This is a genomic window from Micromonospora sp. NPDC047074 (assembly GCF_040643815.1).
GTDB lineage: Bacteria > Actinomycetota > Actinomycetes > Mycobacteriales > Micromonosporaceae > Micromonospora.
Genome location: NZ_JBEYVB010000002.1, coordinates 75,658 through 89,033, shown reverse-complemented (window position 1 = coordinate 89,033; position 13,376 = coordinate 75,658). Strand labels below are relative to the sequence as shown.

Sequence of the window (13,376 nt, the reverse complement as noted above, 5' to 3'; positions counted from 1 at the left end):
TCTCAGGGCCGCAAGCGGGTCAGGATCGGTGGATGGTGATGTCGCCGTAGGAGGTGCGGCCGCGCACCTCGACGGTCTCGTCGGCCTCCTCGGGCCGGACGGCGTTCTCCAGCAGGTTGCGCAACTGACCGAATGCGGTGTCCACCTCGAGCCAGGCGGCGGTGCCCTCGGCGATGCCGATCTCCAGGTCGCCCATGGCGGTCCCGAGCACGACCGCGCCACGGGCCACCTGGCCGAGGCGGATATCGCCGTTGGACGTCTTCGCGTCGACACCGGAGCCGGCCCGCTCGACGCGGATGGCGCCGTTGGCCGCACGTACCCGCAGGTCGCCGGTGACCGCGTCGATCGTGGTGTCGCCGTTGGAGTTCTTGACCACCGCGGTGCCCTCGACCTCGCCGATCTCGACCTTGCCGGAGCCGGTGTGGATCTCGGCGTTGCCCGCGATGCCGTCGACCGTGACGTGACCGGCCGACGTGTCCAGGCGCAGCGGGCCCGTGCGTTCGAGCCAGACGTTGCCGGCGGAGGTCTTGAGCCGGCACTCCCCGAGCCGGCCGGCGCCGCGGAAGCCGCCCACCTGCAGCTCGGCCGACACCGCGGATCCGCTGGGCAGTTCGATGGACACGTCGACCGATCTGGTCTTGCGGGAGAAGTCGAAAGCGCGCGCCTTCGGACCGGTGACCCGGAGGGTGCCGTTGGTGTAGTCGACCCGGACCTGCTGAGCGGCCTTCAGGTCGGACTCGTCGGTCTCGTCGCTGGGGCGGACCTCGACGACGGTGTCGGTCCGGTCGCTCGCGGCGATTCGGACGCTGCCGACGCCGAGTTCGAGCGTGACGGAAATCGGTTCGGGCGTTTCGAAAATTGGCATGGTTGTCCCCGCATCATGGGTGGGTGAGTCGTCCCCGCAGGTCGGGGACGTGAGGGTGAGAGTGAGGAGAGGGCGCGGTGCGGCTAACGCACCCAGCCGGTGAAGCGTTGCTGGGCACGCTTCCCGCCGACGCGCGGCTCGTGACGCTGATCGCGGTCGGCCCGCTGCAAGGCGACGGCCGCGGCCCGGACCAGCCAGGCGTTGACCGATCGCCCCTCCCTGGCCGCGGCCTCCTCGACCGCCGCCTTGAGCTGCTCGGGCAGGCGTACGTTGATCCGGGCGGCGGGGCCGTCCTCGGCGATCAGCAGCTCGCTGTCCGGCGCGCCGCCGACGGCCGCCGTGGCCTCCTGGGCGGTGGGACCGAGCGGCTCGACGGGTGGCGCGGTCACGACGAAGTTCGGGTCGCGACCGCGCAGGCGCAGCTCCACCGAGCCCGGGGCCAGGTCCCGGGTGATCTCGTCGGCGGCGGCCGACAACGCGTCCAGCAGGGTCATCCGGATCGCCGACTCGAGCGACCCGGTCAGGCGCTCGACCAGCGCACGCGCCTCATCCCCGCCGGCTTCGGCGAGGGTGGCGAACTCGCGTCCGAGGTTGTTCACATACGAGGTCAAGTCCATGGCACCATGATGGCACACGGTGGCACCATCGGCAAGCCATGTTGGCTCAGACATGGCACCAGGATGGCACTGCTCGGGATTCGGCCTGTCATCGCAGACCTGCCCGAGCCACCGATGCCGCTCCGGCCCGAAGTTCCAGCCGATGCCGGCGGAGGCCGCCAGCAGGGCGAGCGCGAGCGACCCACGCCGACCGCCCCCGAGTGACCGGCGCAGCAGGTCGGCGCGCGATCCCCCACATCCGTCGCGGTCGGATCCGGCGCCCGTGGTGTTCCGGCAGCCGGTCAGCTGGGCCGCGGCATCGGCCTACAGCCGCTCATCCTGATGCGCGGCGGGCTCGCTCCTGAGTCGGCCGATCCGGTGTCGCAGCGACTCCTCGGCTCCCGGCGGCTGCGGATCGCCCCGTTCGCGCCGCCATCGGACGAACGCCAGGTCAAGCTGCGCGGCGTGCAGTCTCTTCACCCGGGCGTACGCCTGATGGTCGCCCCGCCACAGCGCCCGTAGCCGCATCCGGAAGCGCAGCGGCGCGTTCACCAACACCGGCACCTCGGCCGGGGTGACCGCACCGAAGGTGGTGCCCGCCTCCGCCTGGAGGTGCCGGTGCAGCAACCTGGTCTCCTGCCGCAGCGCGACGACGACGAGAAAGAGAAGGACGGCGAAGGCCGGGCCCTTGAGGACGAGAAGGTTCAGCGGCTGCACGACGAACAGTTGAAGCGTGGAGTCGTCGGACTCCCAGTAGAGGTGACCGAAGGCGAAAACGTCCCAGACCAGGTGTGCCGCGATGGCGACGGCGAAGCCGGCACCGGTGAAGAGCACCCGACGCGGCCAGTCGACGAACTGCATGGCCAGGCCGACCCCGGCGCCGATGATCCCCGTGTACGTGGCGTGGCTGATCAACAGCCCGGTCACCTGCCGGTACCAGTGCTGATAGAGAACCGTGTCGAAGCTGCCGATCATGTAGGTCATCGACTCGGCGAACTGGAAGCCGATACCGACACAGGCGCCGACGACGATGCCGCCGAGCATCCCGTCGATCCGCCGCCAGAACAGCAGCACGATCACGATCACGCCGGCCCCTTTGCCCAACTCCTCGGGAAACGCGGCGGCTGCCGAGTGGCCGATGATCGCCGCGATGCCCGGCAGCACCTCCGCCGTGATGACGACGTGCAGCACCCCCTCGACGATCTGGGCGAAGTACGCGGCGACCAGCAGACCCCAGGCGAAGGCGACCAGAAGCAGCCACCACGGCGGCTTACGGTTCCGCTGCATCCGGCGGAACGTCCACAGCGCGAAGATGGTCGTCGGAATGCTCAGCAGCGCGCCCCGCCAGGCGATGCCGGCCTGCAGGAGGGTGAGGAGCAGGAGCAGCACGCCAGGTACGGCGAACACCAGTGCGCCACTGACCGCCCAGGTCACGAAGCGGGCACGTGGAGAGCCGCCCCTGACGGAGACCGCGACGATGACGACAGCGGCGACGACCGCGGCGAGCATCATGATGCCGATGACCACGATGTTGACGATGCCGAGGACACGAACCTCGGGGCTGTCGTTGCGGATCACCCCCACCAGTGACGCCATGGCGATCAACACCAGCAACGCCTCGCCGATGGTGAGAGCGGCGGCGAGCCGGTCGATCCGGTACGCCGTCGGATCCGCCGGCACCGTCGGGCCGGGCCGCGCGGGCACGACCGGGCGAGGTGCCGACGGCGGGGCCGGACGAGGCTGCGGCACCTCCACCGGCTGCGGTTCCGCCGTCTCCGCCGCGGGCGGCGACGCGCCGGCCGGTTCGGACTCCTCCCGACCCGGGCCGCTCGTCGGGGGCGCCTGTCCGGTCATCGCTCGATCTCCACGTGCACCCAGGCGAGCACCTCCTCCACCCGGTCGCCCCGGATAGTGGCCAGCACGAACTGGTACGTCCCGGCGGGCACCGCCGAGGTGGTGCTCAACGGCACCGGACTGGTCCGCAATGTATTGATTTCTGCAAGGTCGACACTGTTGGTCTGGTAGCCGACCTTGTCGTACCAAGTCGCCCGCACCCGCTCCGACATCAGCGATCCGGTCACCGGCTCAGCTATCGCGGCGGCCGGAATCTGCCCCTGCCGGAAAGTCACCTGCGGGGCGACCTCGACCCGCGCGGTTGCCGGATCGTATGCGTGCAGCCGGATCGGCAGGTACGAAGAGCGATGCGGCGCGGTCGGCCAGGTCACGACGAGAGCGGCGCCTGCGACCAGGAGTACGGCCACCGAGAACAGGCCGAGGATCGTCACCACGCGCACCGGCAAGCGGGCCTCGGCGGGCTCGGAACCGTCTGGCATCGTCGCCTCCACTCCACTGTGGTGGGTCACTCTATCCAATTGGTTGCGACGAATGTGCGCGTTCGGGTGCGCGTCCGATTCCGGCGGTCGGAGTCGGAGACCGGGCCAACGATCATCGGCGGCTCTGCGGGTGCCATCCTTCGAAGGCGCCGCGAGGTGATGCGGGCTTCCGTTCGTGACGACGTGACGTCGAGCAGAGCAGTCCCTGCGGTGACCTTGGGAGGGCGTACCTTCCAGGGATGGCCCGTGGCAGGTATCGAGCAAGGCCCGCGCGCGAACGCGCGTCAGAGGGTACGCCCGCGCTCACCGTAGGCAGATCAGAGGAACCCTGCCCATCAGCCTCGCCGGTCCCCACTGCGGTCGGAGCCTCGTTGATCGGCGGAATCCTGCGTGACGGGGCGCTGCGGCTGCTCGCCGCCGCGATGGACGCCGAGGTCGCCGCCCACATCGCCGCGCACACCGACCAAGTCCACGCCCAGAGCCGCCGCCTGTCGGTGCGTGACGGCTTCGCCCGACCCGCGGCCGGTCCGCTCCGGCACCCGCTCCGAACGTGGCCACCTGGTCGATCGCCCCGAGGCGGTCCCCGCGTGACCGCCATCGCGGCCCAGAGCATCACCACAGAGCGGCTTGACCTGCTGCCGCTTCTCGTCGAGCACGCCGAGGAGATGGCCGCAGTGCTGTCCGATCCAGCACTGCACACCTTCACCGGTGGCACTCCGGACACCCCGCAAGCCCTGCGCTCGCGCTACCAGCGCATGACCGCTGGCTCTCCCGATCCGGCCGTCTCCTGGCTGAACTGGGTGATCCGGCTCCGGGACGAGGCCTGCCTGACAGGCACGGTCCAGGCAACGATCAGCCCCTCCGCGCACGGCCCTATCGCCGAGATCGCCTGGGTGGTCGGAACCGCCTGGCAGGGAAGGGGCATCGCCACCGAAGCTGCCCGAGGACTCGTCGACTGGCTCAGCCAGCAGCCGATCCCCACCATCATCGCCCATATCCACCCCGACCATCGGGCATCCGCTGCCGTCGCCGCCGCTGCCGGGCTGACGCCCACCGACGAATGGCACGAAGGCGAGATTCGATGGCGCCGGAGCTGCCAGCGATAATCACCCCTCCACAGGCAGAAACTCCTCGGGAAAGACCACTCGGCATGCAGGCGATGTCGCGATCTTTCCGCCAGGCTGACAGGCCGCAGCGTCCCAGACCCTGCGCACCGCCTGGACGAGCTCAACGACCTCGTGAGCCTTACGTGCGCCGCGCGACCTGCTGCCTTCCCACATGACGTCCCGCCATCCGCCGCCCGGGGTCCGCCGCTCTGAGTTCATGAGTGGGCGCAGTTGGCCCTGCAGGGCGTGCTCAAGCGCCAAGCCCACGACGTCGACCCCGAGTCTCGCGGCCAGGGGCTGGGCCTCCGGGAGCCTCGGCCAAGCGACTACGACAACCCTGTGCCAGATTTCGGGCGGGAAGGTGTTGGCGAGATGGTGGCTCTCCCCCACTGGAAGATCGCGTAACCGTCGCTCCGCCTCGCGGGTCTGGCCCACGTAGAGCAGGCCCCACCGGAGCCAGACGCCGTAGACCACTGGCCCATTGATCGCGGCACCGGCCCCGGTGGCACCGACCAGTGCCGCACCGAGCCGATGTGCGAACTTGTACCTGCTCCGCCGCCACGATCTCGCTGCCTCCTGGCCCGAGGTGAGCTGACACATCGCATCACGCCAGGCGAGGAACGCATCGTCGTCGCGGTCCCCCATGTCTGTGGACAACTACTTCTCGCCTCCGCACTCGTTGACTGTGCACTCAGGCAACAGACGACGTCGCCACCGGGCGCTCGTTGATCTCCGATGACCGACCTGTCCCGACGTCGATACGTGGTGGAGGCGATCGTGGCACACCAGGACTCCGCTGCAGCAGAACCCGTCAAGCGCACTGCGATGACGAGCTTCGACAATTCGATGCTCGCGTGTCGGAGGAGACGTCCGGCACGCACGCGCGCACTCGACGCGGCGGCGCGCGGGTCCGGCCCGTAGCAGCAGGTGAAGGGGATAAATGCCTTGCACAGGCGCCGGGCTGCGGGTTTGACTGCTCGCCATGTCTTCCCCCTCACCGATCTTCGTTGCGGGTACGGGTCGTTCAGGAACGTCACGGATCGCCGACATCATCGGTGAACATCCCCTGATCCATCGGATCCCCATGGAGACCCGGTTCCTCATCGACCCGGGTGGCCTGCGGGACCTGGCGGACGCGCTCACCGATCGATACGACCCCACCGTCGGTGAGGACGCCCTGCACCGGCTGAGCGACTTCCTCACCGTACGAGTGCCCGGCCGGCGCGACGATCGCGGCAAGACCGTTCCCGAGCTGGTCGGCGAGCGGCGGTACCGGGACGCGGTGCAACAACTCTGGCCGCAGTTGATCGCGTACACATACGACGAACCTGCGCCCGCGGAAGGCTTCGGAAACGCCGACCGGCCGGCCGGGCCATTCGAGCCGCTGAGCCGCCGGCGGGTACTTCCCAGGTATTTCAGCGACCGGGGCGGACTGCTCGAAATCCTGCGGGGCCTGGTCGACACACTGTTCGGCGGAGCAGCCGCCGACGCGGGCAAGCCGACCTGGTGCGAGAAGACACCGTTCAACCTGCTGTGCATGGAGTTCCTCTGGGAACTGGTCCCCGAAGCGACCATCGTGCACATCAAGCGTCACCCGGTCTCAGTGCTCGCATCCCACCTGGCCCAGCCATGGGCACCGCCCACCGTCGACGGCGCGCTCGCCTACCTCAAGCCGATCTACCACCGATGGCTCACCTGGAAGAACACGGTCGACCTGACGGGCAGGCGATACATCGAGGTGAAAGCAGAAGATCTCGCAGCCGACTGGCCCGGGCAGCGCCGCGCCCTGTTCGAACGGCTCGACGTCGACGACTTCGAAACCCGTTCGACGTTCCAGTCGCACAAGTTGACGAACCGCAACGACCAACTCGACGACGAAACCCGCGAGCACATCGCAGAGGCACTCGGCAAGGTCATCCCGGCCATGGGATACGAGTGACGGCTTTGGTTCGCCACCTCGACGACGCCGCGTCGCACCCCTCGAACGCCCGGTAGACAACCTCAACCGCACCTGCCCTCACCACGAGGGGTGGGTGGGAGGTGGACTAGGGGGTGGGTTGTCTAGATATATAAGGATGCCGCGTCCTCGTGGGGATGCTGTAGTACCTGGCCGCGGCTCGCATGGACTCGATGAGTGTGGATCCGGGGTAGTAGCGGCGGTCGGAGTACAGATGCCGGTAGCAGGCCCAGTAGCTTGCCACGCGCTGAGCTGTGTTGGCGACGAACGACGGGTTCGCGGCGAGGACCTGGCCGTAGACGGCGTGCTGCGAAGTCCAGGGATCATGGATCTCGACAAGCTCACGGCGGATGTCGAGCACGATCTCCAGGACATACTCTCCGACCAGCCGGACCACAAACGGGACCACCCACGGCTCGTTCAACCTCAGCACGTGCCCAAGCCGTCGCTGCCGCACCCGACCGTCGTGGTGACGCGTATAGAGGCAGTTGAGGATCGCCGACTGGGTCGGCGACAGGACACCCTCCACACGGGCTTGAGGTTCAGGGTGGTACATGCGGTACGGGATAATGACCGGGTGCCCGTCGACGGTGACACGGAACGGCAACGCCGGTTCCAGGCCGGACGGGGGCAGAAGCTTCAAGACGGCCTGTACGTCCCGCTGGAGGTAGGCGGGGAAAGCGGCTGCCAGTGAAGGCGCGGTAGGGGCACTCAGCGCTGGGTTTGCCACGGTCGGACCGTACAGCGTTCCAGCCATCGGCACTGCCCTACAGCAGGCTTCCGACGTCACTGCCCTCGGCAGTAGGCGCGGGGCTGCTCAGCCAACCGATGATCGACAGGTACTGCCGGAGTCCGTCCGGGATCGGCCCCGGCTGGCAGACCCATTCGTCCGCCAGGGTCGCGACGAGCAGCTCGGTCCGATCGAAGCGCAGCAGGAGCCCACCGACAGCCGGCACCGTGCTGTATCCCTGGATGAGTCCCACGTCGACGAGGCGTTGCCCAACCACCTCGCCGAGCAGGTCTGCGGGTTGGACCGGTCCGACCACCGTCCGCCCGCACTCCTGCATGTCGTACGACGAGTAGGGCATTTCCTCTGTGAGCTTCAGCAGCTCACCGCAGCCGTGGGCCATGATGACTGGCGCTCCCTCGAAGTGCAGCCAGAAGACCAGCAGACCAGCAGTTCCCGCCACTGGTCGGTGGTCGTACCAATGCCGCGCCTCGGTAACCGCATGCAGTCGTCGGCCCAGAAGCGGGCGAAGTAGAACAGCAACGGTCACGGGATCCGGCACGGCCGCACCATAGCAGCGCTACACCGCCGGTTTGGAGATCGCTGCCGGCTGACCTGATCCGTCCGGAACGCCTGGTCAGCGGTGGAGCCGTGGTGTCCGACCATGACCGATGGGGACCGCCTGGGACATCGGCTACTGGCCCGTGGCTGGCACGGTGCCGATGCATACGCGGCTGTCCGGCGGCGTACGAATTACCGCCCTCGGCCTTCGGGCCGGGGACGCCGGGGTGTCGCTCTGGCTCAACGCCGGGTTGCCGGCGCCCGAGGTCGCGCAACGCGCCGGGCACTCGGTCGACGTGCTGCTCAAGGTGTACGCGAAATGCCTCGACGGCGGCCGCAGCCGGATGACCGAACGCATTGACGCGGCGCTGAGCTGATGTACTCCCGCGGCCCGTGCCAGGATCGCGACGTGCTCCGATCCGTTGAAGTCACGACCGTCCTCGTCCTTCTGACGTCCTCTCATAACCTCCACTGGCGCGGCCGACTTGAGCTGAGCCTGGACTGCTTCATCTGCCAACGCACCGGCCGCACCACGACTTTCGAGGTGGGAGCGGATCGAGCAGTCTGCTCAGGTGATGACAAGTTCGATCAGCACTACTCCGCCGGCCGCATCGCGGCCTTGGACCACAGCGAAGAACGTGACCAGACCAGTCTGCGCGCGGTGGTCGACTACTGGTGGGCGCCGTTCCACGACGCCAAGCGAAATGAGCCTGGCGCTGCCCTCGCCCGAGCACCCTGGATCCGGCACCACCTGGGCTACTACTGCCCCGAGACGGAGAAGTCGGGCGAGCTTCACACCCAGACCAACGTCGTCCGGCCTTCGTCCGGGTCCTGTCGACACTGCGCGGCGCCGGTCATGGTGAGCCGGGAAGCCCCGCAACTCCGGCTTCTGGCGGGTCGCTGATGATCACGAGGGCGAGCGAACCATCTCTGGCGGGCCTGCGACTACTTGCCCCTGCCGGGGGTGCTGACCTGCACGAACAGGGCCGTTCGAGCGTTCAAGATCATTGCACGCATCTGCACGGAGGGCCGCGAACGGCGGCTACGGGTGGCAGCCGGCTGCACAGGCCGACCGATCGACGCGATGACGTATCCGCTGCTCAGGAAGCGTTTTGGTTGATCTTCGAGGTGCCCCCGGCAGGATTCGAACCTGCGACACACGGTTTAGGAAACCGATGCTCTATCCCCTGAGCTACGAGGGCGCGAGGGCCTAGTCTAGCGACCTGCGGGTTCACCTGGGGTGGCAGGGAGCGGCCCACGTTCACCCACGTCCCCTGACCCCCGTTCGCCCAGCCCAGGACCCGCCTAGAGCACCGAACACCGGCTCGCGACCGGCGAACGCCGACTCAGGTCACGACGCGGACGCCGGGCCAGCGTTCGGTGGGGCGCCCGGCGCAGTGAGATCGCGAGGTGGGCGAGCCGATGCGCGGCACCTCGCTCAGGGTGCCGTACCTGGCATCGCTCCGGCTTCCGCGTCCGTCCCCAAGTCGTGGCACGAGGAACTCCGCTCCCGGAAGCAACCCCGGAAGTTGGACCCGACGTGACTATCTCGAAACGGGGATCGGAGGCATGGATGGGCGATCGCGACACGGCGTTCGCGGAGTACTTCGTGGCGAGGTCGGACGCGATGCGTGGCACCGCGTACCTGCTCTGCGGCGACTGGCATCGGGCGGAGGACCTGGTCCAGACCGCGTTCACCAAGCTCTACCTGGTCTGGAACCGGGTCTCCCGACACGAGGTGCTGGACGCCTACGTACGCCAGATCCTGGTCCGGGCCTTCCTCGACGAGCGACGCCGCGGCTGGTGGCGGCGGGAGCGGGTGGGCGGCGACGACGCCGAGCGTCCGGCACCGCCCGACGCGCCGGAGAACCGGTTGCTGATGCTCCAGGCGCTGGCCGCCGTGCCGCCACGTCAGCGGGCGGTCCTGGTTCTCCGGTACTGGGAGGACCAGTCGGTCGAGGAGACCGCGGCCCTGCTGGGTTGCTCGCCGGGGACGGTGAAGAGCCAGGCCTCCCGTGGCCTGGACACGCTGCGGGGTCTCCTGTCACCGACATACAGCGGAAGCGAGAAGGGGCGACGATGAACGGAGAAGAGTTGCGCGAGACGCTGCGCAGCGAGATGGCGGCCACGAGCCCGCCGCCGCCGCTGAGTGCGACCGACATGTTGAGCACCGCCCGGCGCGCGCACGCCCGCCGCCGGACGATGTGGGCCTGCGCCGGTACGGCGGCGGTGGTGCTGGCGGTCGCCGGCGTCGCGACGGCGGTCCCACCCGGTGCCGGCGGCCACAGCCCGGCAGGTCCCGCCCCACAGGCCGCCCCACAGCCGTCGTCGAGCAAGTCTGCCCAGCCGTGGCCGACCGGACCGGACGGCCGCCCGCAGGAGGACCGGACCGCGCGGGCGGGTGCCAAGCACGACCAGGGAAAGCGGCTGCTCGACGAGATCATCTCCGTCGTGCCCGCCGGTTACACCGCACCGGAAGACCCAACGCACCGGATGCCGCTGCGGACGTACCAGGCGCAGTTCGAGGACAAGGTGAACGGCGTCGACGTGTGGAGTTACTCGTCCTCGGCCGCCCTGGCCCAGGGTGAGCGGATGGGGCGTCTGCTCGTCGAGGTGCACACCGCGGGCAACCAGCTACCGGCCGAGCCGTGCGCGCTGGCCCGCCAGTTCTGGGGCATGGGGGGCGAGTGCCAGGTGGTGACCGTCGCATCGGCGCAGGTCGGTGTGGTGTTCCGGCCCGGCGGCGACGACCGGTTCGACCAGTGGGCGGCCTACCGGCACCCGGACGGTGTGGTGGTGTTCGCGGCGCAGGGCGCGAACCTCGGCGACGGGCGGCCGAGCCTGACGACGTTGCCGTTCACGATGCAGCAGCTGGCGGCCCTCGCCGTGAACGAGAGGTTCCACCTGCAATAGGGCGGGCACGGCGAGAAGGGCTTCAGCAGGATGTCGGCGGCACGCTGGAAGCCGCCGGGTGCGGGTTCCCGAACTGCGCAACCTGATGATCTTGACGACATCGCCACCGCTGTTCTGAAGACTGCCGGGGCGGGGAGGACGGAGAGTTCGGGACGGCGGCCCCTTCGGGCATGAACGACGCCGGCGGCAACGGCAGCTACGCTGCACGGATGGCAGCGTGTCCCGAGCTGACCAGGCCGCTCCCCCAGGCGGGGCGCGGTCACGGTCTCTCCGGGGCAACCCCGGGGACGTCACACTCACCTCGGCACTACACCACAGGTGCGTCGGCACGCTCCGCGAGCCTGTGCACCCGCACGACCGGGCATCGTCGGGACACGCTGCCACCACCACCGCCGGCCTGCCCGTGACCACCATCCACGCCCTCGCCACCGCGCTCGCTGACGCGTTCCTCGTCGGCCACGGCTGGCACCGCACCGATCTCGTAGATCGGGGTGGGCTCGTCCTCGGCGTCCGGCGGCGGTGGCTGTGGCCGGTCGTCGACGCGGCACTGGTCGCCTATCCCCACCCACCACGCGACCGGCCCCGTGAGCTGGCTGCCTTCCTCACCACTCTGGATCCGCTACGCGCAGCAGTCATCGCCGCCCGCCAGCACGGCCGACCGATCGTCATCCGCACCCGGCCCGTGGCACCGACCCGCACCGTCCGCAGCCCCTGGCACATCCCGCTCATCGACACCGTCGGAACCTTGGCCGCGATGCTCGACCTGAGCGTCGAGCACCTCGACTGGTACGCCGATCGACGCGCCATGAACCGTCGCGCCACGGACCAACGGCTGCACCACTACCACTACCGATGGGCCGACCGCGGCCGGCTGATCGAGGCACCGAAATCCCGGCTCCGCGCCCTACAACGACGGCTCCTCGCCGAGGTTCTCGGCCCGATCCCGATCCACTCAGCCGCGCACGGCTTCGTGCCGGGCCGCTCCGCGCACAGCTTCGCCGCCGCGCACACCGGACGACCCGTCGTGGTGCGAGTCGACCTGCTCGCCTTCTTCGCCAGCATCCCCGCCACCCGCGTCTACGGTCTGTTCCGCACCGCCGGCTACCCCGAACCCGTCGCCCACACCCTCACCGGACTCTGCACCACCCGCACCCCACATCCCGTCCTCCGCCGGGCACCCACCGACCTGCCGTACCGGGCAGCGCGGCTCGCAGTTCTCCGCACCGGGCACCTTCCTCAAGGCGCGCCCACCTCACCCGCGCTCGCGAACCTGTGCGCCTACCGACTCGACCGCCGCCTCACCGGCCTCGCCGACGCCTTCGAGATCACCTACACCCGGTACGCCGACGACCTCGCCTTCTCCGGCGACCTCACCACCCGCCGCGTCAACGAGCTGCTCGCCGCCGTCACCGACATCGCCGTTGACGAGGGCTTTCGGATCCACCCGGGCAAGACCCTCGTCCGCGGCCGCGCCGACCAGCAACTCCTCGCCGGACTCGTCGTCAACCAACACCCCGCCACACCACGCGAGGAGTACGACCGGCTCCGCGCCATCCTGCACAACGCCGCCCGCACCGGCCTCGCCACACAGAACCGGACCGGCCATCCCGACTTCGTCCAATATCTGGTCGGACGAGTTCTCTGGGTCGGCCATCACCACCCGACACGCGCAGCCAAACTCGCCACGCTGCTGGCCCAGGCTCTCGCGGCACCGTAAGGCGGCGCAGCGCCTCGATGCGGGCGATGGCGTCGGTGATCAACCCGCCGTGCGAGCCCGAGCAGAAGTAGCAGATCGGCGCCGTGCCCATCGCCATCACCCGGCACACGGCGAAGAAGGACGACCTGCTCGCCGCCGGCGCCGCCGCGGTCATCGCCACCGACCATGTGGACGTCGTCGAAGCCGTCCGCCACCACACCGGCGGGATCGGCGCCGACATCGTCCTCGACGTCGTCATGGGTCCCGGCCAGCAGGATCTCGTGAAGGCGGCCCGCCCCGGCGGAACCCTGGTCGCCGCGGGCTTCCTGGACCCTCGGCCCACATCCTTCCCGGGAAACGCGCCGCTCACGATCTTCAGCTACCGGAGCTTCGAGCACACCGTCGACGCCGTCGTGGTGAAGCGCATGGCGGCCTTCCTGAACGCCGGTGTACGCCTCGGTGCACTGCGGCCCGCCATCGACCGGGTGTTCGCCCTCGACGACGCCGTTGAGGCACACCGCCGCCTCGAGAAGGGGCTCCACGCCGGGAAGAAGATCGTCGTCACGGTCCAGCAACGGACCAGCAGGCACGGTACGTGACATGTGACCGGCTGCGTCCGCGG

At 69.3% G+C, this 13,376-nt stretch carries 13 protein-coding genes, 1 tRNA gene and 1 pseudogene; 8 read left to right on the top strand and 7 right to left on the bottom strand.

What is annotated here, in order from left to right; genetic code table 11:
* Positions 1 to 19: 19 nt before the first annotated feature.
* The 4 genes from ABZ809_RS04080 to ABZ809_RS04065 all read right to left on the bottom strand — a co-directional run bounded on the left by ABZ809_RS04080 (position 20) and on the right by ABZ809_RS04065 (position 3,806).
* Entirely contained in the window at positions 20 to 865 is an 846-nt protein-coding gene (locus ABZ809_RS04080; RefSeq protein WP_357560916.1) for a DUF4097 family beta strand repeat-containing protein, read from the bottom strand.
* 83 nt (positions 866 to 948) lie between these two features.
* Positions 949 to 1,482 carry a YlcI/YnfO family protein gene (locus ABZ809_RS04075; RefSeq protein WP_357560915.1) on the bottom strand — a complete coding sequence of 178 codons (534 nt, stop codon included), beginning with the start codon at positions 1,480 to 1,482 and terminating at the stop codon, positions 949 to 951.
* 303 nt (positions 1,483 to 1,785) lie between these two features.
* Entirely contained in the window at positions 1,786 to 3,315 is a 1,530-nt protein-coding gene (locus ABZ809_RS04070) for a PrsW family intramembrane metalloprotease (protein ID WP_357560914.1), read from the bottom strand.
* Positions 3,312 to 3,806 carry a hypothetical protein gene (locus ABZ809_RS04065; RefSeq protein WP_357560913.1) on the bottom strand — a complete coding sequence of 165 codons (495 nt, stop codon included), beginning with the start codon at positions 3,804 to 3,806 and terminating at the stop codon, positions 3,312 to 3,314. The genes ABZ809_RS04070 and ABZ809_RS04065 overlap by 4 nt, the downstream gene beginning before the upstream one ends.
* Positions 3,807 to 4,165: 359 nt before the next feature.
* Between ABZ809_RS04065 and ABZ809_RS04060 the strand changes: the two genes are divergently transcribed.
* Positions 4,166 to 4,900 (top strand): GNAT family N-acetyltransferase, encoded by a 735-nt coding sequence (locus ABZ809_RS04060; protein WP_357560912.1) that lies wholly within the window; start codon positions 4,166 to 4,168, stop codon positions 4,898 to 4,900.
* 1,084 nt (positions 4,901 to 5,984) lie between these two features.
* On the top strand, positions 5,985 to 6,839 hold the full coding sequence (locus ABZ809_RS04055; RefSeq protein WP_357560911.1) for a sulfotransferase: 855 nt from the start codon (positions 5,985 to 5,987) through the stop codon (positions 6,837 to 6,839).
* A gap of 106 nt (positions 6,840 to 6,945) precedes the next feature.
* Here ABZ809_RS04055 and ABZ809_RS04050 read toward each other — a convergent pair whose 3' ends face one another.
* The gene (locus ABZ809_RS04050) at positions 6,946 to 7,266 is read right to left on the bottom strand and encodes a hypothetical protein (protein ID WP_357560910.1); all 321 of its coding nucleotides are present in this window, start codon (positions 7,264 to 7,266) and stop codon (positions 6,946 to 6,948) included.
* Positions 7,267 to 7,624: 358 nt separating this feature from the next.
* Entirely contained in the window at positions 7,625 to 8,047 is a 423-nt protein-coding gene (locus tag ABZ809_RS04045) for a hypothetical protein (RefSeq protein WP_357560909.1), read from the bottom strand.
* 319 nt (positions 8,048 to 8,366) lie between these two features.
* Here ABZ809_RS04045 and ABZ809_RS04040 point away from each other — a divergent pair.
* Both ABZ809_RS04040 and ABZ809_RS04035 read left to right on the top strand, forming a co-directional pair.
* Positions 8,367 to 8,522: pseudogene (locus ABZ809_RS04040) on the top strand (site-specific integrase); the annotation flags it as partial.
* 32 nt (positions 8,523 to 8,554) lie between these two features.
* A complete protein-coding gene (locus tag ABZ809_RS04035) occupies positions 8,555 to 9,049 on the top strand; it encodes a hypothetical protein (protein WP_357560908.1) in 495 nt (164 codons plus the stop codon).
* Between the two features lie 225 nt (positions 9,050 to 9,274).
* Here the strand turns inward: ABZ809_RS04035 and ABZ809_RS04030 are convergent.
* Positions 9,275 to 9,347, bottom strand: a tRNA-Arg gene (locus ABZ809_RS04030).
* A 371-nt stretch (positions 9,348 to 9,718) separates the two neighbouring features.
* Between ABZ809_RS04030 and ABZ809_RS04025 the strand changes: the two genes are divergently transcribed.
* The 4 genes from ABZ809_RS04025 to ABZ809_RS04010 all read left to right on the top strand — a co-directional run bounded on the left by ABZ809_RS04025 (position 9,719) and on the right by ABZ809_RS04010 (position 13,353).
* The gene (locus ABZ809_RS04025; RefSeq protein ID WP_357560907.1) at positions 9,719 to 10,228 is read left to right on the top strand and encodes a SigE family RNA polymerase sigma factor; all 510 of its coding nucleotides are present in this window, start codon (positions 9,719 to 9,721) and stop codon (positions 10,226 to 10,228) included.
* Entirely contained in the window at positions 10,225 to 11,058 is an 834-nt protein-coding gene (locus ABZ809_RS04020) for a hypothetical protein (RefSeq protein ID WP_357560906.1), read from the top strand. The genes ABZ809_RS04025 and ABZ809_RS04020 overlap by 4 nt, the downstream gene beginning before the upstream one ends.
* Before the next feature lie 403 nt (positions 11,059 to 11,461).
* Entirely contained in the window at positions 11,462 to 12,775 is a 1,314-nt protein-coding gene (locus tag ABZ809_RS04015) for a reverse transcriptase family protein (RefSeq protein ID WP_357560905.1), read from the top strand.
* An 83-nt stretch (positions 12,776 to 12,858) separates the two neighbouring features.
* On the top strand, positions 12,859 to 13,353 hold the full coding sequence (locus ABZ809_RS04010) for a zinc-binding dehydrogenase (protein WP_357560904.1): 495 nt from the start codon (positions 12,859 to 12,861) through the stop codon (positions 13,351 to 13,353).
* The last annotated feature ends 23 nt before the right edge of the window (positions 13,354 to 13,376 follow it).

Excerpts from the sequence above, each read along its gene's own strand:
- ABZ809_RS04080 (WP_357560916.1), bottom strand. The coding sequence starts at position 865 with ATGCCAATTTTCGAAACGCCCGAACCGATTTCCGTCACGCTCGAACTC.
- ABZ809_RS04075 (WP_357560915.1), bottom strand. The coding sequence starts at position 1,482 with ATGGACTTGACCTCGTATGTGAACAACCTCGGACGCGAGTTCGCCACC.
- ABZ809_RS04070 (WP_357560914.1), bottom strand. The coding sequence starts at position 3,315 with ATGACCGGACAGGCGCCCCCGACGAGCGGCCCGGGTCGGGAGGAGTCC.
- ABZ809_RS04055 (WP_357560911.1), top strand. The coding sequence starts at position 5,985 with ATGGAGACCCGGTTCCTCATCGACCCGGGTGGCCTGCGGGACCTGGCG.
- ABZ809_RS04025 (WP_357560907.1), top strand. The coding sequence starts at position 9,719 with ATGGGCGATCGCGACACGGCGTTCGCGGAGTACTTCGTGGCGAGGTCG.
- ABZ809_RS04020 (WP_357560906.1), top strand. The coding sequence starts at position 10,225 with ATGAACGGAGAAGAGTTGCGCGAGACGCTGCGCAGCGAGATGGCGGCC.